Here is a 23,212-nt window from a genome sequence, read left to right on the forward strand (position 1 = left end):
GACGGGCGTCAACCCCATTGCTACCATTCCAGCCCTTATGTTGGCTCGATTCCTCCGTCCGGAGGTTGAAAAAGCCAATGTCAACCCTGAGTTTTGCGCAGCTTCCGGTTTCCGCTGGGAGTTGCGCCACCGGGACGGTGTGGGATACCAGCTTCGATCCCCATCGCCTCTATTGATGACTTGACCGCATTGGCTGGAGTGCGGAATAGGGCCTTTCCTGGCCTTTGACTACAGGTATGAACATGAGCGAAAGCTTTGCAGAACTTTTTGAAGAAAGCCTGAAATCCCTCGACATGCAGCCGGGTGCAATCATCACCGGCATCGTGGTCGACATCGATGGTGACTGGGTCACCGTCCATGCTGGCCTGAAATCCGAGGGCGTCATCCCGGTCGAGCAGTTCTATAACGAACAAGGCGAACTGACCATCAAGGTGGGTGACGAGGTCCACGTTGCGCTTGACGCGGTGGAAGACGGCTTCGGTGAAACCAAGCTGTCCCGCGAAAAAGCCAAGCGCGCCGAGTCCTGGCTGGTTCTGGAAGCCGCCTTCAACGCCGAAGAAGTGGTCAAGGGCGTTATCAATGGCAAGGTCAAGGGCGGTTTCACCGTCGACGTCAGCGGCATCCGCGCGTTCCTGCCGGGCTCCCTGGTCGACGTGCGTCCCGTACGCGACACCACCCACCTGGAAGGCAAGGAACTCGAGTTCAAGGTCATCAAGCTGGATCAGAAGCGCAACAACGTTGTCGTTTCCCGTCGCAGCGTCCTGGAAGCCGAGAACAGCGCCGAGCGCGAAGCTCTGCTGGAATCCCTGCAGGAAGGCCAGCAAGTCAAAGGTATCGTCAAGAACCTCACCGACTACGGTGCGTTCGTTGACCTGGGCGGCGTAGACGGCCTGCTGCACATCACCGACATGGCTTGGAAGCGCATCAAGCATCCGTCCGAGATCGTCAACGTTGGTGACGAGATCGACGTGAAGGTCCTGAAGTTCGACCGCGAGCGCAACCGCGTTTCCCTGGGCCTGAAGCAACTGGGCGAAGACCCATGGGTTGCCATCAAGGCTCGTTACCCGGAAGGCACTCGCGTGACCGCCCGTGTAACCAACCTCACCGACTACGGCTGCTTCGCCGAGCTGGAAGAGGGCGTGGAAGGCCTGGTACACGTTTCCGAAATGGACTGGACCAACAAGAACATCCACCCGTCGAAAGTCGTTCAGGTTGGCGACGAAGTGGAAGTTCAGGTTCTGGACATCGACGAAGAGCGTCGTCGTATCTCCCTGGGCATCAAGCAGTGCAAATCCAACCCGTGGGAAGATTTCTCCAGCCGCTTCAACAAGGGCGACAAGATCTCCGGCACCATCAAGTCGATCACCGATTTCGGTATCTTCATCGGCCTGGAAGGTGGTATCGACGGTCTGGTTCACCTGTCCGACATCTCCTGGAACGAAGTTGGCGAAGAAGCCGTACGCCGCTTCAAGAAGGGCGACGAGCTGGAAACCGTCATCCTCTCCGTTGATCCGGAGCGTGAGCGCATCTCCCTGGGCATCAAGCAACTGGAAGACGATCCGTTCTCCAGCTACGCCTCCATGCACGAGAAAGGCAGCATCGTTCGCGGCACCGTGAAAGAAATTGACGCCAAGGGCGCTGTAATCAGCCTCGGCGGCGAGATCGAAGGTGTTCTGAAGGCTTCCGAAATCAGCCGTGACCGCGTTGAAGACGCTCGCAACGTGCTGAAGGAAGGCGAAGAAGTCGAAGCCAAGATCATCAGCATCGACCGTAAGAGCCGTGTAATCAGCCTCTCCATCAAGTCCAAGGACGTTGATGACGAGAAGGACGCCATGAAGGAACTGCGCAAGCAGGAAGTCGAGTCCACCGGCCCGACCACCATTGGTGACCTGATCCGTGCTCAGATGGAGAACCAGGGCTAATCACCCTGCTCCATCAGCAAGAAGGGCGGCCTAGGCCGCCCTTTTTGTTGCCCGCGATTTACCGCTCCGCGTTAGAGCTGTTCAAACCCCTTCCAGCGTGCTAAAAACTCATAGAGCTGATCTAGCCGCTTGAATTAGAAGGGAAAACCATGACCAAGTCGGAGTTGATCGAACGAATCGTTACCCACCAGGGGCAGCTGTCGTCCAAGGACGTAGAGCTCGCCATCAAGACCATGCTTGAACAGATGTCCCAGGCGCTGGCTACGGGGGATCGGATCGAGATTCGTGGGTTTGGTAGCTTCTCACTTCACTTCCGCGCGCCGCGTGTGGGGCGCAATCCGAAGACAGGGGAGTCAGTCAAGTTGGACGGTAAGTTCGTGCCGCATTTCAAGCCAGGCAAGGAGTTGCGAGATCGGGTGAATGAGGTTTGACAGAATTTATTCTGTATAACTTTCGCCTGCATGGAACGAATCCGTCTCGATGATGTCTATCGTCAGTTGAGCTCTAAGGATGCAATTTAAGGAAAGAGAGCTAAGGGTTGAGTGCTCTCTTTTTAAGTTGATATAACGCCAGTGTTCATCGTCGGTCTTCGAAGATGATTCTTGATTTTTTAGATAATAATGAATTTTAATTCTTTTGTTTGGAAATTTGCGCTCTACTTTCCGGTCAAGGTTATTCCTGCATTGACTGGTATTTTTTTTATATTGTATTTTTATGCAAGTCTTCCTGCTGAAAGTTATGTTGCATACTCGATTTGCGTCGCAAGCTCTTTGATTTCTGCGCAGTTATTTGCAGGCTGGGTCGGCACTTCTTATATATATTATGCTTCGAATGAGAAGGGTTCGTCTCTTTTGACTAGCTGTATTTTTGTGTCACTTCTACTTGCGCCTGTTGTGTCGAGTATTTCTGGATTTGTTTCGTCTTCCTTTATAAAGGAAGATTATGTTTTTCTGTGTGTATGGATGCTCTGCTTTTTTCAGGTTATTTTCTTCTTTCTATCAGCTGCCTTTCAGGCGAAATATTCCGTCTCCACGCAACTAAAATCAGTAGGATTTCAAGTTGTTGGCCAGCTATTGTCGGTCTATCTGCTTTTCAATATTTACGCAGCCGACTTCAGGTTGGCATTAATAGGGCTTGGCATAGGTTACGCTGGTGCGGTCGGCTATTTGTTTTGGGCAGCGCGGCTCTCGTTCGGCGTTCGCTATGAGGTTGTAGGCTCAGCTCTGAAGAGTGATTTTCGAAAAATATTCAAGTACGGCTATGCGTTAATGCCTTGGATGTTGGGAGCGCTAATATTAACTAATATTGATCGTTTTTCGATTGGGTATTATGAGATTGCGAATGGGTCGGCGTACTTATCATTGAAAGACTTATTCGTCGGTGCTGGCGGGTTAATCAGTATGCCGCTCTTGATGGTTGTCCATTCGTTCATTATCGACAAATTCAGACAAGGCTCATTTGGCGGGAAAATAATCGATGGCTGTTTAGCCTATTTGATTCTGTTCTTCTCTATATGCTGGTGTGTTCTTCAGTTCTTAGGGTTCGAGATTTTCGAGCGCTTTACAGGAAAGGTGCTTCTGGTTCCTCATTATATGCTGTTCATGGCATTCCTCTGCGTGTTCCTGAACTGTGCTTCCGTTTACTTGCAAAAGAGACTAGAAGTACATTGCCGGCTACGAAGACTCGCCATTTTTTCGTTGGCTTCTGCTGTAGTTGGAGGCTTACTGGTGTTTCTGGGGGGGCGCTACTGGGGCTTGTTGGGAGTCGCGATTGGTTCGCTTATTGCGCATATCATATATTTTGTTCTGGTGTTGAGCACGACCATTAAGAAGCTGGATTTGATGCGCTTCCTTTGGGTTCCATTATTGATGTCACTATTTGCTTTCCTCTCCGCTTACATGATTGACAAAGCGTTGCGTACAGGTGTCTTCGCAGAGTGGTGGGTGATAAAGGCTGTCTGGACGATTCTGTTTACTCCTGTCGTCTTTCTTGCTTTTTGGAAAGGGATTCAATGGAAGGCGGTTGCTAGCGAGTTTACTTCGAGATAATGAGTTGTGCTCGAAATTTATGGATCGAAATTTTATTGATTCTTGACAAGCAGGGGATGGCTTGTGGTCTATCGCGATAAGTTCAGAAACTGGGTTTCGGGTAACATAGCTCCCATACTATTTCTATTGTCATATTTTATAACCATCGTGGTAGGTAATATATTCTATTGCCTACCAGTTAGTCGGGGTTATTTAGAGAGACTGCCGTTTTCAGCGAAGATTATTGGCTTTGAGACCTTGTTTGGTGTTGGCTACTGGGCGTTGTTACTTTCACCATTTTTTGTTACGCCTATCGTAATCTTGCTAGTAAAATCAAGAATTTCTGGGCTGGCTTCGAGAGTTCCGAAAATTATTCCCGAATTTTCTAGGCTGGATTTCTTGATTGTTAACCTGGTCTGTTTAGGTTTCGTATTTGTATCCCTCTCAACTGCCGATGCATTTTCTCTTTTCACTAGCGGGCATGATGCAGTCTCGTCGGTGGAGGCAAGGTTCGAAATTAGGGGAAGGTTGGGGTTCTTTCCTCTTGTCGTAATAATGTCGATTCTCCATTATCTTTCAGTATATGCTTTCATTAAGTTTGTGACGGGGCGTTCTTTGTTTTGGGCTGTAATGAGCCTATTGAATGCAATGCTAATGACGCTTGTTCTTGTTCTTCTCAATATGAAGTGGCCTGTATTGATTTATTATGGGGGCCTAGTAATTTCCGTATTTATTTATACCGAAAGGTGGCCGTACATCAAGGCGGTCGCTGGTGGGGTCGGGCTGATTGGTGTCTACTTGCTTGTATCTGCGTTCGTCTTCCGTCTGGCCCCAACGCCTACGGTTGTTGTGCCCGCACCAGTTGCGCCTGCAGCAGTAGAGTCCCACGATGTTGCGCCTCAGCCAAAGCTTGAGACACCTGTGATTACTGAGCAGCGCGATAAAGTGAACGTTTCCGGAACCGTTGATGCTGCTGCTTCGAATGCCCCTATGTTACTCTTCGCCGCGCTGAACCGAATGGCAATTGCTTACCCATATTATTATGAGATCTTCACGAAAGAAGGGGCAGTTTGCGGGGGAGTTCTGGACCAGCTACAGGTTGGAAAGGCATGCCGACCAAGCACGTTTGTCTACGAGAGGATTTTCGGCCGCGATGGATTTGAAGGGAGAGGCACTTCACCGGCACCTGTGCATGTTTCTGGTTATGCCTTGGGTGGCTGGATGGTTGCCATGTTTGCGCTACTTTGCGCTTCAATTATTTTAGGACTTTTTGCCAGTCTTCCTCTGGACGCAAATGCTGCGGTGGGAGCTTTAGGTATCACCGGCGCGATTGCAGGCTACCATTTCTCGCAGTTGCCTGGTGAAGGTCCCCTGATCTACGACCATGGAGTGGTATGGGTGGTACTTCTATTGGCTCTCTATGCGCTATACAGGGTCGCCGTCAAGCGGCTTTCCATAAAGATATGCAATTAGTCACGGTGGCCTAAAACATGGAGGATAAGGTTATCCTGCTCGGCTTCTATGTGGGGGACGAGTATTTTGAGAAATACTCGAAATCTGACGCGCTTCCACAAGTCGCAGCGTTCAAGTTAGAAGGCCGATTTGTAGATGCAATTTGCCAAACTGGTGCATCCGTAGAAGCAGTTTCAACCGTTGCAATTTCAACTTTCCCGCGCAATAAGCACATTTATTGCCCAAGATCCCGTTGGCGGCGAGGCGACGTAACTGGTCTCGTCATGCCAATGATCAACTTCCCGGCAATAAAATTCCTGACTCGCTTCTTGAGTGGTGTTTGTGGCTTGCTAAGCAAGGGCAAGGCTAGGCTGATATGCGTTTACTCTGCTCACTCGCCGAATCTGATGGCAGCCTATGTCTATTCGATTATCTGGAGGAGGCCATATTTCGTTTATGTGGCTGATCTTCCAAGTTTCATGGACATGGGTTTGAAGCGATCCAGCTTTCTCCGGCTTCTGAAGCGTTTCGACGGTCAATTGATAGACTTTCTGCTATCGCGTTCCGCTGGCGTTTTTGTTGCCAGCGAATACATGGTCAAAGATAGTAAGAAGTGGCGTGACAAACCCTATCTGGTGCTCGAAGGTATAGCTAGCTCCGAGAGTGCTGATAAGCAAAATTTATCTGGAAAGAAAAGAAATATTATTTTTTACGCCGGTGGTGTGAATAGGGCATATGGCATTCTGGAACTTGTTGAAGGATTTCTGAAGTCAGGTATTGATTACGAACTTTGGATATGTGGGCGTGGTGATTTGGAAGACTATCTCAAAGATACGTCGAATAAATACTCTTCCGTCAAGTATCTAGGCTTCATTCCTCCTGTGCAGGTTGCAGAAATTCAGCAGGAGGCTTCGCTGCTTGTGCTAACACGGGATCCAGCTGAGGCGTATACGCGCTACTCTTTTCCTTCGAAATTGCTTGAGTATATGGTGAGCGGTGCTCCCATATTGACGACCAAATTGTCGGGAATTCCTGATGAATATTTTCCCCATTTGAATGTGATTTCTGAGTTTTCTGTAGAAGGCGTTTGTGATTCATTCAGGGAGTTCTCTGCTTCGGACACAAGGTCACTACAAGATAAGGCTGCTGTTGCGCGAGATTGGGTCTTGCAAAACAAGAATAGTGCCGCCGTTGGGGGCAAGATTGTAGAGTTTATGGAGTTGAATAAATGATCAGTTTCTCTGGAAAAAAACTTCTCATTACTGGTGGTACTGGTTCGTTTGGAAATGCTGTTCTCAAAAGATTCTTGAAGACTGATATTGCGGAGATTCGCATCTTCAGTCGTGATGAGAAAAAGCAAGATGACATGCGAAAAAATTATGGTAGCGAGAAATTAAAGTTCTACATAGGTGATGTAAGGGATTTCCAGAGCGTGCTCAATGCCACTCGCGATGTCGATTACATTTTTCATGCGGCAGCGTTAAAGCAAGTACCTTCTTGTGAATTTCATCCAATGGAGGCTGTCAAAACAAACGTTATTGGCACAGATAACGTGCTTGAGGCAGCCATTCAGAATGATGTGAAGCGCGTCGTATGTCTGAGCACCGATAAGGCTGTTTATCCGATCAACGCCATGGGAATCTCCAAGGCGATGATGGAGAAAGTGATGGTAGCGAAATCGCGAAACGTGGATGACAGCAAGACAGTGATCTGCGGTACTCGCTACGGCAATGTAATGGCTTCGCGTGGCTCGGTTATACCGTTGTTTGTTGATCAGATCAGGGCTGGCAAAGCGTTGACCATTACTGATCCGAGCATGACTCGCTTCATGATGACGCTGGCAGATGCGGTGGATTTGGTGCTTTACGCCTTTGAGCATGGCAATAACGGTGATCTTTTCGTGCAGAAGGCTCCTGCTGCTACCGTGGAAGTATTGGCAAAGGCACTTACCGCGCTGCATGGTGAACCCGACTATCCAATCCAGGTAATCGGAACTCGTCATGGCGAAAAGCTGTATGAGGCCCTATTAAGTCGCGAAGAAATAGCTTGTGCGGAAGATATGGGCGATTACTTCCGTGTTCCGCCAGATCTCCGAGATCTGAACTATGAGAAGTTTGTTGAAAGGGGTGAAGAGCGAATCTCCAGAAGCGAAGATTACAACTCGCATAATACTGAGCGCCTGGATGTGGAAGGCATGCAGCGCCTGCTGCTCAAACTGGACTTTATTCGCGCGATCCAGCGTGGTGAATTAGCTACGCCTGAGGAGTGACAAATGAGAGTTTTGGTGACTGGCTCTGAGGGCTTTGTCGGGAAGAACCTGCTGGCCCACTTGGGAGAGCGTAAGGACGTGGAGGTTCTGCGATACTCTCGGAAGAATAGTATTGCGGAGTTGCCGAGTTTGTTGGCTCAGGCGGATTTTGTCTTTCATCTTGCTGGAGTCAATCGACCACTTTCGGTTGACGAGTTTAAGTCTGGCAATACCGATCTGACAAAAGCTCTTTGTGACTCGATTGCTGAGCTTGGCAAGCCCATACCTGTGCTTTTTTCTTCTTCAATACAGGCGGAGTTGCCGAATCCTTACGGCAGTAGCAAGCTTCAGGCCGAAGACGAAATCAAGGCTCTGGCGAAGCGTAGTGGCTCTCCCGTCTATCTGTTCCGACTGCCAAACGTATTCGGAAAATGGGCCAGGCCGAACTACAATTCTGCCGTTGCAACATTTTGCCATAATATCGCTCGCAATATCCCCATTCAAATCAATGATGCCGCCGCGAAAGTACGTCTTGTATACATTGATGATGTCATGGCTCGTTTTGTAGATGTCATGGATGGGCGAGTGAATGAAGAGTCGTTCGTCACAGTTGAGCCTGAGTATCACGCAACAGTCGGCGAAATTGCCTCTCTGATTCAGTCATTCCGCAATAGCCGTAATACGTTGATAAGCGAACCTGTCGGGACCGGCTTTGTTCGTGCTCTGTACTCGACTTATGTGAGTTACCTGCCGCCGGAAAGTTTCACTTATGAGGTGCCCAAACACGCTGACTCGCGTGGTGTGTTTGTCGAAATGCTAAAGACTCATGATTCGGGGCAATTCTCTTATTTTACTGCGCATCCCGGTGTTACTAGAGGGGGGCACTATCATCACTCCAAAACGGAGAAGTTTCTTGTCATAAAGGGGACGGCCTGCTTCCGTTTTCGTCATATTCATTCCGGCGAATTTTATGAGCTTACTACCTCGGGTGACGTGCCAGAGATAGTGGAGACCGTCCCGGGTTGGACCCACGATATAACTAACGTTGGTAGTGAAGAAATGTTAGTGATGCTATGGGCTAACGAAGTTTTTGATAGAGACCGACCGGATACCTACTCGAATCCATTGGACTGATAAACCAATCGGCCCTTGGGTTCTTGCGTCGGATCGAGAAGATAATTCTAGAATATTGGTTTCAGGGTGTGATATGGAAGTAAGAAAGTTGAAAGTGATGACGGTTGTTGGGACTCGCCCTGAGATTATCAGGCTCTCTCGAGTCATAGCGGCGCTGGACAGCTATTGCGATCATGTCCTAGTTCACACCGGTCAGAATTATGACTACGAACTAAATGAAATTTTCTTCCAGGACCTTGGTATCCGTAAGCCGGATTACTTTCTCAGTGCGGCCGGAGCTAGCGGTGCCGAGACGATTGGAAATGTTATTATCTCCGTTGATCGGGTGTTGAGCGAGGTAAATCCTGAAGCGCTACTGGTTCTGGGTGATACTAATAGCTGCATGGCTGTAATTCCCGCCAAGCGCCGCAAGATTCCAACGTTCCACATGGAAGCCGGAAATCGCTGCTTTGACATGCGGGTGCCTGAAGAGATTAATCGCCGCATTGTTGATCACACTGCGGATATCAACTTGACGTATAGTACCATCGCCAGAGACTACCTCTTGCGTGAAGGGCTCCCGCCTGAAATGGTCATCAAAACGGGAAGTCCGATGTTTGAGGTTCTGAATCATTATAGGGCGGGGATTGATTCATCTGATGTCCTGGATCGTCTTGGGGTTGAGGCTGGAAAGTTCTTCGTCGTGAGTGCTCATCGCGAAGAGAACGTAGATTCGGATAAGAACTTCCTTAAGCTCGTCAATGTGCTTAATTCGGTAGCGGAAAACTACGACTTACCGGTAATTGTCTCTACTCACCCGCGAACAATGAAGAGGGTTGAGGCAGTAGGAGCCAAATTCCACTCGAATATTCGATTGCTCAAGCCGCTTGGATTCAAGGACTACAACAAGCTGCAGCTCACTGCCAAGGCTGTGCTCTCGGATAGCGGTACGATCAATGAAGAAGCATCAATTCTTAATTTCCCTGCGTTGAATATCCGTGAGGCTCATGAGCGTCCCGAAGGAATGGAAGAAGCTGCTGCAATGATGGTCGGCTTGGAGGTCGATCGTGTGATGCAAGGGCTCAAGATTCTGGAGTCTCAGTCCAGTGGCGAAACTAGAGACTTGCGATTGGTCGCGGATTACAGCATGCCGAATGTTTCGGAAAAGGTTGTACGTATAATTCACAGCTATCGTGATTATGTTATGCGGACTGTCTGGAAAAAATATTGATTCGGGTCGAACCATGAGTGACAAACCCCTCAGGATTCTAGTGGTAACGCAATATTTTTGGCCAGAGAATATGCGTATAAATAACCTCGTTGAAGGGTTTGTCGCTCGAGGTCATGAAGTAACGGTATTGACTGGAGTCCCTAATTATCCCGAAGGATCGATTTTTCCGGGGTATCAGAGTGAACCTGGTGCGTATTCGGAGTACGCCGGTGCTCGAATTATAAGGGTTCCGATGCTTGCTCGCGGGAAAAGAAGCCTAACTTTAGCGCTTAATTATATTTCTTTCTTTGTGAGTGCGTCTGTTTTTGGTGTTTTCAAACTGCGCCAGCATAAATTCGACTCGGTCTTTGTGTATGCCGTTTCTCCGATCATGGCCGCCATTCCGGCATTAATTATCGGGCGGATAAAGAAGGCTCCTGTATTCATATGGGTTCTGGATCTTTGGCCGGAAACGCTCAGTGCTGTCGGCGTCGTCAAGAACGAGAAGCTCCTGGCAGTGGTGGGAAAACTCGTATCTTGGATCTACAATCGCGCCGACTATCTGTTGTTGCAGTCAAAATCATTTAGTGAAAATGTAAGAAGGTACTGCACAAAGAGCATTCGGTCGGATCGTGTAGTGTACTTCCCAAGTTGGGCCGAGGATGAGTTTAGTGGGGCTTCAGATCTGCAGTCCGACATTCTGGAGCCAGATGCGACTGTCTTTACGATCGTATTTGCCGGGAACCTCGGAGAGGCTCAGGACTTTCCCGCTATTCTTGAGGCAGCAGAATCTCTGGCAAAGGAACTCCCTGTTCGCTGGGCGATTGCCGGGGATGGGAGGGTATCGGCTTGGCTCAAGGAGCAAATAGCTTCGCGCGGTCTTTCCAACGTACTGTTACTTGGCAGGCACCCACTGGAGAAAATGCCGCCGCTTTTCGCTAGGGCTGATGCGCTTCTGGTTTCCCTGAGGACTAACGAAGTATTCGAAAAAACCATTCCCGGAAAAGTCCAAGCATATCTGGCTTCCAATAAGCCCGTGATCGCGATGATCGACGGTGAGGCTGCTAGAGTGGTCCGAGAGTCCGGCGCGGGTATGGCTTGTCGATCTGGGGATGCGGCAGCACTGGCCGAAATCGTGCGAGCGATGGCGACGCTGTCTCCCGAAGAACGCAGCGCAATGGGAGCTTCTGGCAGACGCTTCTACTTGGAGAATTTTGCAAAATCGACACTGTTCGATCGTCTGGAAGCGCTATTTCGAAACTCCAGTTTACGCAGGAGCGTAAGTAATGAATAGGATTCTCTTGACTGGCGCTTCCGGCTTCGTGGGGCATGCAACAGCGGAGAGGCTGGGCTCATACGAATCCGTGGACCTGAGACTGGCGACGCGCGGCCCACTCAGTTCGTCGCCGCGTTCTGCCACTTGCATTCGCTTTTCAACACTTGACGGAAATACGGATTGGGGCGCAGCCCTGCAAGATGTGAATGTTGTCGTTCATGCTGCGGCTCGCGTGCACATGATGAATGATGATGCAGTTGACCCCCTGCGGGAGTTTAGAAAAGTCAACTTTGAGGGAACTCTAAATCTCGCTCGGCAAGCGGCAAACAAGGGTGTGCGTCGCTTTATTTTTATTAGCTCGATCAAGGTTAATGGCGAGTCGACATCGACCAGTGTGCCTTTTCTTGCCGACGGTGCGCCACTGGCTGCCGACCCATATGGAATCTCCAAGATGGAAGCTGAGCAGGGGCTGCGGGTTTTGGCCATTGAGACCGGAATGGAGGTGGTCATCATCAGACCAACCCTCGTTTACGGCCCAGGAGTGAAAGCTAATTTTCTGAACATGATGCGATGGCTTCACAGAGGGGTGCCGCTTCCTTTAGGGGCAATAAACAATCGGCGCAGTCTGGTCGCATTAGATAATCTGGTGGATCTGATCCTTACCTGCATTGATCATCCTCGGGCTGGAAATCAGACCTTCCTCGTCAGTGATGATGAGGACCTTTCAACTACCCAGTTGCTACGAAGAATGGGGTCTGCGCTTGGTACGCCTGCTCGATTGATTCCGATGCCAAGTTGGATGTTAGAGTTTGGCGCAACATTGATTGGAAAGCGGGACTATTACCAGAGGCTGTGTAGTTCGCTGCAGGTTGATATTACAAAGACTAAGGCCCTGTTGGGCTGGACTCCTCCTGTTAGTGTCGATGAAGCCCTATATAAAACTGCCAAACATTATCTGGACCAGAGCACTAAATGATTACCTGGTGGGTGTTTCCTATTGTTTTTGGCTGCTCACTTGTGTTGACAGCCGGGCTGCGCCACTACGCCTTGACTCGTAGTCTAATGGACATCCCGAATGCGCGCAGCTCTCATACGATTCCCACCCCACGTGGGGGTGGAGTGGCCATAGTGCTCAGCATGATGCTCACTCTGCCCATGTTGTCTTTTGGTGGGTTGCTGGACTCTGCGTTGTTGTGGGCGTTGATTGGCTCTGGCACTTGGATCGCATTAGTGGGTTTCCTCGATGACCATGGTCATATCCCTGCCCGATGGAGATTGTTTGCGCACTTCATTGGTGCTAGCTGGGCCCTTTATTGCCTGGGTGGTTTACCTGCGTTGCCCGTGTTCGGCTTTAGCGTGGATATGGGGTGGGTTGGTAATGCACTGGCACTCGTTTATCTAGTTTGGCTGCTCAATCTGTACAATTTCATGGATGGCATCGACGGTATTGCAAGTGTAGAGGCGATATCGGTATGTCTAGGGGGTGTAACGATTTACGCCCTTCTTGGTGAATTTTCGGAGATGAGTGTTCCCCTTCTGCTTGCCTTCGGTGTCGCTGGCTTCTTGTTCTGGAATTTTCCACCCGCGAAGATATTCATGGGAGACGCTGGAAGCGGGTTCCTCGGAATTATGTTGGGCGTGCTTTCCATCTATGCAGGCTGGATTGATTCGCAGTTGCTCTGGAGTTGGGTCATCTTACTGGGTGTTTTCGTTGTGGACTCCACCTGGACTCTGCTGCGACGCCTTATCCGGGGTGAACGAGTGTACGAGGCCCACAGGAGCCACGCCTATCAGTACGCCGCCCGACGGTTCGCGCGGCATTTGCCTGTTACTTTGGCAGTAGGCGTGATTAACCTGTTCTGGTTGACGCCGATGGCAATCGTTGTTGGTCTGGGGTATTTAGATGGTGCGTTGGGGATGCTTGTAGCCTACGCTCCGCTCGTGGGCCTGGCCGTTCGCTTCAAGGCTGGCGAGAAGGAGGTACACTCAGCGGGCTGAAGCAGTCCCTGGGTGTGGAGGTTCCCTTTTGCGTCTTGCGAACTCTTTGAATGCAAGTCGCGGCACTACATTGGGGTTACTGCTGCTGTATTGAGGCGGACCCAGCCGTAGTGACTCAAGATAAGGATTTTTGACAAATGTTGCGCGAATGGTTGTTGCGTCTGCCTCGTCGTCAAAAGCGCTTGTTGCAGCTCATAACGGATGTGCTGCTTGTGTGGGCAGCACTCTGGCTCGCTTTCATTGTGCGTTTGGGTACTGATGAACTTGTCCATCCTTTCGGTGGGCATGCTTGGCTATTCGTCTGCGCGCCGTTTCTTTCTATCCCAGCATTCATTCGATTTGGGATGTACAGAGCGGTCATGCGATATTTTGGAAATGATGCTCTTATTGCCATTGTTAAGGCAGTGACAATATCTACTTTATTGCTTGCGCTTGCCATCTACTGGTACCGGGATGCACCCGAGGTTATACCAAGGTCACTCGTATTCAATTATTGGTGGCTGAGCCTTGTGATGATTGGGGGGTTGCGTCTGGTAATGCGCCAATACTTCATGGGGGACTGGTTTTCGGCCACTCGTCAAGTTCCGTTCATTAACGCGGATGTTGGCGTTCCGAAGGTCGCGATATATGGGGCGGGCGCGGCGGGGAATCAACTGGTGGCGGCACTCCGACTGGGGCGAGCAATGCGGCCTGTAGCTTTCATTGACGACGATGACAGTATAGCGACCCGTGTAATTGCAGGCCTCCAAGTCTACAAGCCGAAGCATATTCAGCAGATGATCGAAGAGACTGGAGCTCAAGAGGTTCTATTAGCAGTTCCATCAGCTACCCGTGCTCGCCGACGCGAAGTGCTTTCATATCTTGAGGCATTTCCGTTGCATGTGCGTAGTGTGCCCGGCTTTATGGATCTTGCTAGCGGGCGGGTCAAGGTCGACGACATTCAGGAAGTCGATATAGCCGACTTGCTCGGACGTGACGCTGTTCCGCCACGAAAAGAGCTCTTCGAGCATTGCATCTTCGGACAAGTTGTCATGGTCACTGGCGCCGGCGGATCTATCGGCGCTGAATTGTGTCGGCAAATCGTCGGGTGCTCACCAAGAATATTGTTACTCTTCGAGCATAGTGAGTTCAATCTTTACAATATTCAGCTCGAACTCGAGCAGCGAATTCGTCGAGAGTCACTGAGCATTCAACTTGTACCTATTCTCGGATCAGTGCGCAATCAGTTACGGCTGCTCGATGTTATGCGCACGTGGGGAGTGGACACGCTGTACCACGCTGCAGCCTACAAACACGTCCCAATGGTCGAACATAACATTGCGGAAGGCGTACTGAATAACGTACTTGGTACGCTATATGCTGCGCAGGCTGCGGTTCAATCGGGAGTAAATAATTTCGTTCTTATTTCCACGGACAAAGCTGTACGGCCCACGAACGTGATGGGTAGCACCAAGCGTCTTTCCGAAATGGTTCTCCAGGCGCTCAGTCGTGAGTCGGCGCCGGTGCTTTTTGGTGACAGTGGCGCTGTTCATCGGGTCAACAAGACCCGCTTCACCATGGTCCGCTTCGGTAATGTCCTGGGCTCCTCCGGTTCGGTAATTCCCCTGTTCCGTGAGCAGATCAAGCGTGGTGGCCCGGTTACCGTTACGCATCCCAATATCACGCGTTATTTCATGACCATTCCGGAAGCTGCGCAGTTGGTGATCCAGGCGGGCTCGATGGGGCAGGGCGGGGATGTCTTCGTGCTGGATATGGGGCAGCCCGTAAAGATTGCTGAACTTGCGGAGAAGATGGTCCATCTATCCGGCTTGACCGTCCGCTCCGATAGGAGCCCCAGTGGTGATATCGCGATCGAGTTCACTGGTTTGCGGCCAGGCGAGAAGCTTTACGAGGAGTTGCTCATTGGAGACAACGTCAGTCCCACCGATCACCCGATGATCATGCGGGCCAACGAAGAGCATCTTCCCTGGGATGCCTTCAAGCGCGTTCTTGCTGAGCTCTTCGCTGCTGTTGAGGCTGACGACTACGTCCGTGTGCGCCAACTCCTACGCGAGACCGTCAACGGTTACACCCCTGAAGAGGAAATTGTTGACTGGATCCATCAGCAGCGACGAATTGAGCCTTCTAACTCCAGGCATTAGTTTGTGTCGGGCGGTTTCTGGATGTACCGCCCTTCCCCTTACTGATGACAAGGAGTGTTCACGATGTTTCGTGTGCGTATCGCCTCGCTGTTTCTCGTTCTCTGTTCCCTCTGTCTTGGCTATAGCCATGTCGCTGTGGCAGCTAAGGCTGCGCCTGCGGTGGTGGTTGATAGCTCTGCAAGCCAGGCGGGCAAGCTGAATATCAATACCGCGGACGAGTTGGCGCTGCAGGATCATATGATTGGTATCGGCGCAGCGAAGGCCAAGGCAATCGTGCAGTATCGCGAGGAGAACGGTCCCTTCTCCTCGGTAGACGACCTGCTGGAGGTCAAGGGAATTGGTGTTAAGACTCTGGAGAAGAGTCGTGACAGGTTGACCGTCGAGTAGCGTACGAGCAAATCAAGAGCCGGCCTTCGAGGCCGGCTTTTTGTTGGCTGTGCTTGCTGCTAGAGAATCGCGGCGTTGCAATTTGGATTTGAAGCGAAAGCCAAACGCTGATTCAGTGCGCTCAAAGGAGGGGAGCGAAGGGGCGAACAGCTTGGCTCTAGATGGTTTTTGCCGCCTAAAAGAAAAAGCCCCCGGCATGTGCCGAGGGCTTTTAATTTGGCTCCGCGACCTGGACTCGAACCAGGGACCCAATGATTAACAGTCATTTGCTCTACCGACTGAGCTATCGCGGATCGGATGCGCGTATCTTACTGATTAGAAAGGAGAAGTCAAGCATTTGCTTGAGCTTCTCCTTTTCCACGTCAGAGTACCTGGGTAATCGCGCGGGTGATGCTTTCCAGGTTGCTGTTGTTCAGCGCGGCAACGCAGATGCGGCCGGTGCTGACGGCATAGATGCCGAACTCGTTTTTCAGGCGTTCAACTTGCTCGGCGGTCAGGCCGGAGTAGGAGAACATGCCGCGCTGGCGAGCCACGAAGCTGAAGTCGCGCTTGGCACCCTGGGCAGCGAGTTGCTCGACCATGGCCAGGCGCATGCTGTGGATGCGGGTGCGCATTTCGCCCAGCTCGCCTTCCCACATGGCGCGCAGTTCCGGGCTGTTGAGCACGGAGGCAACTACGGTGGCGCCATGGGTGGGCGGGTTGGAGTAGTTGGTGCGGATCACGCGCTTGACTTGCGACAGGACGCGGCCAGCTTCTTCCTTCGAGTTGGTTACCACGGACAGGGCACCGACGCGCTCGCCGTACAGCGAGAAGGACTTGGAGAAGGAGCTGGAGACGAAGAACTGCAGGCCGGATTCGGCGAACAGGCGTACTGCGAACGCGTCCTCATCGATGCCGGCACCGAAGCCCTGGTAGGCGATGTCGAGGAAGGGTACATGCTCGCGTTCGCGCAGGACTTCCAGGACGGCTTTCCAGTCTTCCAGTTCAAGGTCCACGCCGGTCGGGTTGTGGCAGCAGGCGTGCAGTACCACGACGGAGCGAGCGGGCAGGGCTTTGAGGTCTTCCAGCAAGCCGGCACGATTCACGCCATTGGTGGCCGCATCGTAGTAGCGGTAGTTCTGCACCGGGAAACCGGCGGCTTCGAACAGGGCGCGGTGGTTTTCCCAGCTCGGGTCGCTGATGGCGACAACGGCATTGGGCAGCAGGCGCTTGAGGAAATCGGCGCCGGTTTTCAGCGCGCCGGTACCGCCCACGGCCTGGGTGGTGACAACGCGGCCTTGGGCCAGCAGTTCGGAATCAGCGCCAAACAGCAGCTTTTGCACGGCCTGGTCGTAAGACGCGATACCCTCGATTGGCAGATAGCCGCGCGGGGCGTGCGCTTCGATGCGGGCCTTTTCCGCTTCAGCTACAGCGCGCAGGAGCGGGATACGGCCTTGCTCGTTGTAGTAGACGCCCACGCCCAGGTTGATCTTGTCGGCACGGGTATCGGCGTTGAACGCTTCGTTGAGACCCAGGATAGGATCACGCGGAGCCATTTCGACGGCAGAAAACAGACTCATGATGCGGCAGCTCGGAGGAGGAAGATGAGGATGGGATGCAACCCCGAACGATGTGCGCTAGGGGTTGCGCAATCGGGCCGGTATTATAGCGGCCCAGACAGTTTGCGGCGACATCGCGCGCAAGCTTTCCGCCAGGTATGACGCCCGTTCTGCCCAGGTGTCACATCCAATGTCGAGGTCAGCATGTCGGAGTTCCAGCTTGTAACCCGTTTCAAGCCCGCCGGCGACCAGCCGGAGGCCATTCGCCAGATGGTGGAAGGGCTTGAAGCCGGCCTTTCGCACCAGACGCTGCTGGGGGTTACCGGGTCGGGGAAAACCTTCAGCATCGCCAATGTCATTTCCCAGGTGCAGCGTCCGACGCTGGTGCTGGCGCCCAACAAGACTTTGGCGGCGCAGTTGTATGGCGAATTCCGCGCCTTCTTCCCGAACAACTCCGTCGAGTACTTCGTTTCCTACTACGACTATTACCAGCCGGAAGCCTACGTTCCGTCCTCCGACACCTATATCGAGAAAGATGCCTCGATCAACGACCATATCGAGCAGATGCGCCTGTCCGCGACCAAGGCGTTGCTGGAGCGGCCAGACGCCATCATCGTCGCCACCGTTTCTTCCATTTACGGCCTGGGTGATCCGGCGTCCTACCTGAAGATGGTGCTGCACATCGACCGCGGCGACCGTCTCGACCAACGGACCTTGCTGCGCCGCCTGGCAGAGTTGCAATACACCCGCAATGACATGGACTTTGCCCGTGCAACCTTCCGTGTTCGCGGCGATGTCATCGATGTTTTCCCGGCGGAATCCGACCTGGAGGCGATCCGTGTCGAACTGTTCGACGATGAGGTGGAAAGCCTTGCGGCGTTCGATCCTCTGACCGGCGAGGTAATCCGCAAGCTGCCGCGCTTCACCTTCTATCCGAAAAGCCACTACGTGACGCCGCGCGAGGTGCTTCTCGAAGCAGTGGACCAGATCAAGGAAGAGCTCAAGGAGCGCCTCGAGCAGTTGCGCTCAGCCAACAAGCTGGTGGAGGCGCAACGGCTGGAGCAGCGTACCCGCTTCGATCTGGAAATGATTCTCGAGCTGGGCTATTGCAACGGCATCGAGAACTACTCCCGCTATCTCTCCGGTCGTGCTCCGGGTGAGGCGCCGCCGACGCTCTATGACTACCTGCCTGCGAATTCGCTGCTGGTGATCGACGAATCCCACGTCACGGTTCCCCAGGTGGGGGCGATGTTCAAGGGCGACCGTTCGCGCAAGGAAACGCTGGTGGAGTACGGTTTCCGCCTGCCATCGGCGCTGGACAACCGCCCGCTGCGCTTCGATGAGTGGGAGGCGATCAGTCCGCAGACCATTTTCGTGTCTGCCACCCCGGGCCCCTACGAGGGTGAACATGCCGGCCGGGTGGTCGAGCAGGTGGTGCGACCGACGGGCCTGGTGGACCCGCAGGTGGAAGTACGTCCAGCCACTACCCAGGTGGACGACCTGCTTTCCGAGATTCGCAAGCGTGTAGCAGTCGAAGAGCGGGTGCTGGTCACCACGCTAACCAAGCGCATGGCGGAGGACCTCACCGACTACCTGGCTGACCATGACGTCAAGGTGCGTTACCTGCACTCGGATATCGATACCGTGGAAAGGGTGGAAATCATTCGCGACCTGCGTGTCGGCGCTTTCGACGTGTTGGTGGGGATCAACCTGCTGCGCGAAGGCCTGGATATGCCGGAGGTTTCGCTGGTGGCCATCCTGGATGCCGACAAGGAAGGTTTCCTGCGGTCCGAGCGTTCGCTCATCCAGACCATCGGTCGTGCGGCGCGCAACCTGAATGGCAGGGCGATCCTTTATGCGGACAAGGTCACTGGTTCCATGCAGCGGGCGTTGGACGAGACCGATCGGCGTCGGAGCAAGCAAGTTGCCTTCAATGAAGCCCATGGCATCGTGCCTAAGGGCGTGAAGAAGGACATTCAAGACATCCTCGAGGGGGCGACCGTACCGGGCTCGCGCAGTAACAAGCGCAAGGCCATGGCCAAGGCGGCCGAGGAGAGCGCCCGCTATGAGGCGGAACTGCGTTCGCCGAGCGAGATCACCAAGCGCATTCGCCAGATGGAGGAGAAGATGTTCCAACTGGCTCGCGATCTTGAGTTCGAGGCTGCGGCGCAACTGCGCGACGAAATCCAGAAGCTACGAGAACGTTTGCTCCAGCTCTGAATGAAGGAGGGCGCCATCCGACGCGCCCTTGCTCTTTTTCGTCAGCGTCTACCGAAGATGATCAACACAACGCCTGCCAGCGTCGCCAAGCACGCAAGTAGCGCAGCGGCTTCCAATCGCTCTCCGAGGATCACGAAGCCGAGCAGAAGGGCCACTACCGGATTGACGAAGGCGAAGGTCGAAACCAGGCTTGGTTTCACTTCCCTCAGCAGCCAGAAGTAAGCGGGATAAACCCCCAGGCTGACCGGCACCACCAGATAGGCCATCCAGAGCCAGGCATCCAGGCTCACGCTGGACAGGTCCACTCCGCTCCAGTCCCCACGCCACAGACCGAAGATCGCGAGAATCAGCGTGCCGGTCAGCATCTGCAGGCTCAGCCCCATCCAGCTGGAGCGGAAGGGCGCGCGCTGGCGCAGCATCCACGCGCCGACCGCCCAGAGGAGTGTGGCCATTACGACTAGTCCGCCTGCGAACCATTGATCGAAGCCGGCGTCCCCGCCCAGGCCCTTGCCCATCAGCATCACAATGCCGCCGCTGGCAAGCGCCAGGCCGCACAGGACCCAGAGCGGCGGGCGACGGTCGAGCAGCCACTCCAGCGCGACGCTCCAGAGGGGCAGGGTGGTATAGAGCATCGCCAGCATGCCGGTGGGCAGGAACTGGTTGGCGTAGATCAGCGCCCCCTGGCCAACAGCAATCAACAAGATCCCCCCGACCAGTGCGCTGCCGAAGTCGCTGCGTTGAACCTGCGCCTTGCCGGTCGCCAGCACCCAGCCAAGGGCCAGGGTGCCTGCGAACAGGAAGCGCAAGGTGGCGATGACAAAGGGCGGCAGTTCACGCAGGAGGAAGTGGTTGGCCAGGTAAGTGGTGCCCCAGCCGACGTAAATCATGGCGAAGGCACCGATCAGAAGAAGGGTGCGGCGGGTTGAAGCGTGGGAAGACATGTACAGCCTGAATCGAAGCGCGCCGGATGCCCGGCGCGGGATTAGTGGGCGGCGGCGCTGGCGCCACCGGTAGCGCCGACGGGGAGGGCGCGGGTGAGCAGCACGGCGAGCATACTGACGCCAAGGGCGATGCCGATGAAATGGAAGGCGTCATTGTAGGCCATGATGCTGGCCTGCTGGTGTGCGATTTCGCTGAGCTTGCCGAGGGCTGCTTGCTCGCTGCCGAGCTTCTCCGTCAGCAGTGCCAGGCGCTCGGCGACCTGCGGATTGCTCGGCACCAGGGACTCGCGCAGGTAGTCGAAGTAGACCTTGGCGCGGGCGTCCAGCAGGGTGGCGAGCAGGGCGATGCCGATGGCGCCACCCAGGTTTCGCAGGATGTTGAACAGGCTGGAAGCCGAGCCGGCGTCCTGTGGCTGGATGTAGGCGGTGGCGATCAGCGACACGGTTACCATCACCAGAGGCTGGCCGAGGGCGCGAATGATCTGGATCTGGTTGAACTGTGGCCCCGCGAAGTCCGGATTGAGTACGCCGGAGGCGAAGCTGGCGTAACCAAACAGTCCAAACCCCAGGGCGCAGAGGAACTTCGGCGGAATGACTTTCATCAACTTGGGGACGAGCGGAATCAGGAACAGCTGCGGGACGCCCATCCACATGATCACTTCGCCGATCTGCAGCGCGTTGTAACCCTGGATCTGCGCCAGATACAGCGGCAACACATAAATCGAACCGTACAGACCCATGCCTAGACCGACACTGGAAATGCTCGACAGGCCAAAGTTGCGGTTTTTCAGGATGCCGAGGTTGATCAGCGGATTGGGGCGCGAGACCTGGAGGATGACGAAAAGCACCAGGCTCACCAGCGCAATGCTGCCCAGGCCGACGATCAGGTCAGACTCCAGCCAGTCCTTGCGGTGGCCTTCTTCGAGAAACACCTGCAGGCAACCGAGGCCGACCCCGAGGGTCACGATGCCGGCATAGTCGGTGCGCTTCAGCAGCTCCCAGTGCGGTGCCTTCTTTTCCAGGCCATAGAGCAGGCCGGCAATCATCAGCAGGCCCGGTGGCACGTTGATATAGAAGATGTATTCCCAGCCGAAGTTTTCCGTCAGCCAGCCACCCAGGGTTGGGCCGATGGAGGGGGCGAAGGTGGCGGTGATGGCGAACAGCGCCATGCCCTTGGCGCGGTGGTGCTCCGGCAGCTTGATCAGCGTAAGGGTGAACGCCAGCGGAATCAGTGCGCCGCCTGTGAAGCCCTGCAGGGCGCGGAAGGCAATCATGCTTTCCAGGCTCCAGGCCAGTGAGCAGAGCAGCGATGAAATCAGGAAGCCTACGGACACCCAGACCGCGAGGCGTCGTGCCGAGAGCAACTGCACCAGCCAAGCGGTGAGCGGAATCATGATGATTTCCGCTACCAGGTAGGAGGTGGAAATCCATGAGCCTTCTTCGAGGGTGGCAGAGAGCGCGCCCTGAATGTCCTTGAGCGAGGAGTTGGTGATCTGGATGTCCAGCACTGCCATGAAGGCGCCAAGCATGGCGCTCATCACGGCTATCCAATCACGTCGACTCGGTTCGCCAGTGGGGCGAACCAGTGCATCACCCGCCATGGTTCTCGGCCTTCAGGCGCACCTTGACCAGAACGGACATGCCAGGCCGGATACGACCTTTGAGCGGGTTATCGGACGCGAAAGTCAGCTTCACCGGAATGCGTTGGACCACCTTGGTGAAGTTGCCTGTGGCGTTATCCGGGGGGAGCAGGCTGAACTGGGCGCCTGAGGCCGCGAAGAGGCTGTCCACGCGGGCTTCGATGGGGGTGTCGGGGAAGCTGTCGAAGATCAGTTCTGCGGCCTGGCCCGGCAGCATGCGCTCGATCTGGGTTTCCTTGAAGTTCGCCTGGACCCAGATGTCTTCGTCCGGCACCAGCGACATCAAGTGCGCGCCCACCTGGACGTACTGGCCATTGCGCGCGGCGCGCTGGCCGACGCGACCGTCGATGGGCGAACGGATTTCGGTACGGCTGAGATTCAGCTCGGCCTGGGCGACCTCGGCACGTGCGGTGGCGATCTGCGCTTCCAGGCGCTTGATCTCGGCGTTCAGCGCATCCACTTGCTGGCGTTGGGCCTTGAGGTCGGCCTCTGCCTTGGCGACCTGCGAACGAGCGACGCGGGAGTCGGCGGACAGGGTGGTGACGCGCTCCTCGGAGACGTAGCCGGGCTTGCGCAGGGTTTGTGCACGGGACAGGTCGATCTGCGTGCGGCCCAGGGTCGCCTGGGTGGCGGCCACATCCGCCTGGCTCGCGGCGATCAGGCTGGACTGCTGAACGAGCTTGCTCTGCGCCTGGGCCAGCTCGGCTTCGCGCGTATCGAGCTGGGCCCGCGCCCGCTCCAGGGCGAGCTTGAAGTCGTCGGCGTCGAGACGCACCAGAACATCGCCTTTCTTCACCTGCTGGTTGTCGCTGACCAGCACTTCATCGATGCGGGCACCCAACTGGCTGGAGACGCGAGTGATTTCACCCTGCACGTAAGCGTTGTCGGTGGATTCGACGAATCGGCCGATCAGCAGCCAGTGGGCGAAGAGGCCGGCGGCGACCAGCGCCACCAGGGCGATGAAGGTGAACAGGCGGCGTTGCAGTTTGGCAGGCATGGGAAAACGTGGCTCGAAGTCTTTGCAGAATGTTGCGAATCTAGCAGTGTTCCGTGCTCGCCAATAGCCGGTACAATTCAGAAACTTTGTTGCTTATAAGGA

18 protein-coding genes and 1 tRNA gene are annotated in these 23,212 nt (G+C 54.1%); 14 read left to right on the forward strand and 5 right to left on the reverse strand.

The window, feature by feature from the left end; genetic code table 11:
• Positions 1 to 242 precede the first annotated feature (242 nt).
• The 13 genes from rpsA to DM872_RS01855 all read left to right on the forward strand — a co-directional run bounded on the left by rpsA (position 243) and on the right by DM872_RS01855 (position 15,774).
• The gene (gene rpsA, locus DM872_RS01795) at positions 243 to 1,922 is read left to right on the forward strand and encodes a 30S ribosomal protein S1 (RefSeq protein WP_179057844.1); all 1,680 of its coding nucleotides are present in this window, start codon (positions 243 to 245) and stop codon (positions 1,920 to 1,922) included.
• 149 nt (positions 1,923 to 2,071) lie between these two features.
• The gene (ihfB, locus tag DM872_RS01800; protein WP_179057845.1) at positions 2,072 to 2,353 is read left to right on the forward strand and encodes an integration host factor subunit beta; all 282 of its coding nucleotides are present in this window, start codon (positions 2,072 to 2,074) and stop codon (positions 2,351 to 2,353) included.
• A 189-nt stretch (positions 2,354 to 2,542) separates the two neighbouring features.
• The gene (locus DM872_RS01805) at positions 2,543 to 3,970 is read left to right on the forward strand and encodes a sugar transporter (protein ID WP_179057846.1); all 1,428 of its coding nucleotides are present in this window, start codon (positions 2,543 to 2,545) and stop codon (positions 3,968 to 3,970) included.
• Between the two features lie 63 nt (positions 3,971 to 4,033).
• Positions 4,034 to 5,422, forward strand: a complete 1,389-nt coding sequence (locus tag DM872_RS01810; RefSeq protein WP_179057847.1) for a hypothetical protein — start codon at positions 4,034 to 4,036, stop codon at positions 5,420 to 5,422.
• 17 nt (positions 5,423 to 5,439) lie between these two features.
• Positions 5,440 to 6,633, forward strand: coding sequence for a glycosyltransferase (locus DM872_RS01815; RefSeq protein ID WP_179057848.1), 1,194 nt, complete (start codon positions 5,440 to 5,442; stop codon positions 6,631 to 6,633).
• The gene (locus DM872_RS01820; protein WP_179057849.1) at positions 6,630 to 7,670 is read left to right on the forward strand and encodes a polysaccharide biosynthesis protein; all 1,041 of its coding nucleotides are present in this window, start codon (positions 6,630 to 6,632) and stop codon (positions 7,668 to 7,670) included. Before DM872_RS01815 ends, DM872_RS01820 begins: the two co-directional genes overlap by 4 nt.
• A gap of 3 nt (positions 7,671 to 7,673) precedes the next feature.
• Positions 7,674 to 8,783, forward strand: a complete 1,110-nt coding sequence (gene wbjC, locus DM872_RS01825) for a UDP-2-acetamido-2,6-beta-L-arabino-hexul-4-ose reductase (RefSeq protein ID WP_179057850.1) — start codon at positions 7,674 to 7,676, stop codon at positions 8,781 to 8,783.
• 73 nt (positions 8,784 to 8,856) lie between these two features.
• Positions 8,857 to 9,993 carry a non-hydrolyzing UDP-N-acetylglucosamine 2-epimerase gene (wecB, locus tag DM872_RS01830; protein WP_179057851.1) on the forward strand — a complete coding sequence of 379 codons (1,137 nt, stop codon included), beginning with the start codon at positions 8,857 to 8,859 and terminating at the stop codon, positions 9,991 to 9,993.
• A gap of 13 nt (positions 9,994 to 10,006) precedes the next feature.
• Positions 10,007 to 11,266, forward strand: coding sequence for a glycosyltransferase family 4 protein (locus DM872_RS01835; protein ID WP_179057852.1), 1,260 nt, complete (start codon positions 10,007 to 10,009; stop codon positions 11,264 to 11,266).
• Complete coding sequence (locus tag DM872_RS01840) at positions 11,259 to 12,224, forward strand: UDP-glucose 4-epimerase family protein (protein ID WP_179057853.1); 966 nt, start codon at positions 11,259 to 11,261, stop codon at positions 12,222 to 12,224. The genes DM872_RS01835 and DM872_RS01840 overlap by 8 nt, the downstream gene beginning before the upstream one ends.
• The gene (locus DM872_RS01845) at positions 12,221 to 13,246 is read left to right on the forward strand and encodes an MraY family glycosyltransferase (RefSeq protein WP_179057854.1); all 1,026 of its coding nucleotides are present in this window, start codon (positions 12,221 to 12,223) and stop codon (positions 13,244 to 13,246) included. The genes DM872_RS01840 and DM872_RS01845 overlap by 4 nt, the downstream gene beginning before the upstream one ends.
• Before the next feature lie 137 nt (positions 13,247 to 13,383).
• Positions 13,384 to 15,387 (forward strand): polysaccharide biosynthesis protein, encoded by a 2,004-nt coding sequence (locus tag DM872_RS01850; RefSeq protein ID WP_179057855.1) that lies wholly within the window; start codon positions 13,384 to 13,386, stop codon positions 15,385 to 15,387.
• A 63-nt stretch (positions 15,388 to 15,450) separates the two neighbouring features.
• Complete coding sequence (locus DM872_RS01855; protein ID WP_179057856.1) at positions 15,451 to 15,774, forward strand: ComEA family DNA-binding protein; 324 nt, start codon at positions 15,451 to 15,453, stop codon at positions 15,772 to 15,774.
• Positions 15,775 to 15,991: 217 nt separating this feature from the next.
• On the opposite strand, the gene DM872_RS01860 is transcribed toward DM872_RS01855, so the two are convergent.
• Positions 15,992 to 16,067, reverse strand: a tRNA-Asn gene (locus tag DM872_RS01860).
• 69 nt (positions 16,068 to 16,136) lie between these two features.
• Positions 16,137 to 17,333 carry an amino acid aminotransferase gene (locus DM872_RS01865; RefSeq protein WP_077525276.1) on the reverse strand — a complete coding sequence of 399 codons (1,197 nt, stop codon included), beginning with the start codon at positions 17,331 to 17,333 and terminating at the stop codon, positions 16,137 to 16,139.
• Positions 17,334 to 17,516: 183 nt separating this feature from the next.
• Between DM872_RS01865 and uvrB the strand changes: the two genes are divergently transcribed.
• Entirely contained in the window at positions 17,517 to 19,532 is a 2,016-nt protein-coding gene (gene uvrB, locus DM872_RS01870) for an excinuclease ABC subunit UvrB (protein WP_179057857.1), read from the forward strand.
• A 41-nt stretch (positions 19,533 to 19,573) separates the two neighbouring features.
• On the opposite strand, the gene DM872_RS01875 is transcribed toward uvrB, so the two are convergent.
• From DM872_RS01875 to DM872_RS01885, 3 genes are all read right to left on the reverse strand, one after another.
• Complete coding sequence (locus DM872_RS01875; protein WP_256873268.1) at positions 19,574 to 20,419, reverse strand: EamA family transporter; 846 nt, start codon at positions 20,417 to 20,419, stop codon at positions 19,574 to 19,576.
• A 95-nt stretch (positions 20,420 to 20,514) separates the two neighbouring features.
• On the reverse strand, positions 20,515 to 22,014 hold the full coding sequence (locus tag DM872_RS01880; RefSeq protein WP_179058002.1) for an MDR family MFS transporter: 1,500 nt from the start codon (positions 22,012 to 22,014) through the stop codon (positions 20,515 to 20,517).
• 49 nt (positions 22,015 to 22,063) lie between these two features.
• Positions 22,064 to 23,110, reverse strand: a complete 1,047-nt coding sequence (locus DM872_RS01885) for an HlyD family secretion protein (RefSeq protein WP_179057859.1) — start codon at positions 23,108 to 23,110, stop codon at positions 22,064 to 22,066.
• Positions 23,111 to 23,212 lie beyond the last annotated feature (102 nt).

Source organism: Pseudomonas taiwanensis, assembly GCF_013393345.1.
Lineage (GTDB): Bacteria > Pseudomonadota > Gammaproteobacteria > Pseudomonadales > Pseudomonadaceae > Metapseudomonas > Metapseudomonas resinovorans_C.

Excerpts from the sequence above, each read along its gene's own strand:
- rpsA (WP_179057844.1), top strand. The coding sequence starts at position 243 with ATGAGCGAAAGCTTTGCAGAACTTTTTGAAGAAAGCCTGAAATCCCTC.
- ihfB (WP_179057845.1), top strand. The coding sequence starts at position 2,072 with ATGACCAAGTCGGAGTTGATCGAACGAATCGTTACCCACCAGGGGCAG.
- DM872_RS01805 (WP_179057846.1), top strand. The coding sequence starts at position 2,543 with ATGAATTTTAATTCTTTTGTTTGGAAATTTGCGCTCTACTTTCCGGTC.
- DM872_RS01815 (WP_179057848.1), top strand. The coding sequence starts at position 5,440 with ATGGAGGATAAGGTTATCCTGCTCGGCTTCTATGTGGGGGACGAGTAT.
- DM872_RS01820 (WP_179057849.1), top strand. The coding sequence starts at position 6,630 with ATGATCAGTTTCTCTGGAAAAAAACTTCTCATTACTGGTGGTACTGGT.
- wbjC (WP_179057850.1), top strand. The coding sequence starts at position 7,674 with ATGAGAGTTTTGGTGACTGGCTCTGAGGGCTTTGTCGGGAAGAACCTG.
- wecB (WP_179057851.1), top strand. The coding sequence starts at position 8,857 with ATGGAAGTAAGAAAGTTGAAAGTGATGACGGTTGTTGGGACTCGCCCT.
- DM872_RS01835 (WP_179057852.1), top strand. The coding sequence starts at position 10,007 with ATGAGTGACAAACCCCTCAGGATTCTAGTGGTAACGCAATATTTTTGG.
- DM872_RS01840 (WP_179057853.1), top strand. The coding sequence starts at position 11,259 with ATGAATAGGATTCTCTTGACTGGCGCTTCCGGCTTCGTGGGGCATGCA.
- DM872_RS01845 (WP_179057854.1), top strand. The coding sequence starts at position 12,221 with ATGATTACCTGGTGGGTGTTTCCTATTGTTTTTGGCTGCTCACTTGTG.
- DM872_RS01850 (WP_179057855.1), top strand. The coding sequence starts at position 13,384 with ATGTTGCGCGAATGGTTGTTGCGTCTGCCTCGTCGTCAAAAGCGCTTG.
- DM872_RS01855 (WP_179057856.1), top strand. The coding sequence starts at position 15,451 with ATGTTTCGTGTGCGTATCGCCTCGCTGTTTCTCGTTCTCTGTTCCCTC.
- DM872_RS01865 (WP_077525276.1), bottom strand. The coding sequence starts at position 17,333 with ATGAGTCTGTTTTCTGCCGTCGAAATGGCTCCGCGTGATCCTATCCTG.
- uvrB (WP_179057857.1), top strand. The coding sequence starts at position 17,517 with ATGTCGGAGTTCCAGCTTGTAACCCGTTTCAAGCCCGCCGGCGACCAG.
- DM872_RS01875 (WP_256873268.1), bottom strand. The coding sequence starts at position 20,419 with ATGATTTACGTCGGCTGGGGCACCACTTACCTGGCCAACCACTTCCTC.
- DM872_RS01885 (WP_179057859.1), bottom strand. The coding sequence starts at position 23,110 with ATGCCTGCCAAACTGCAACGCCGCCTGTTCACCTTCATCGCCCTGGTG.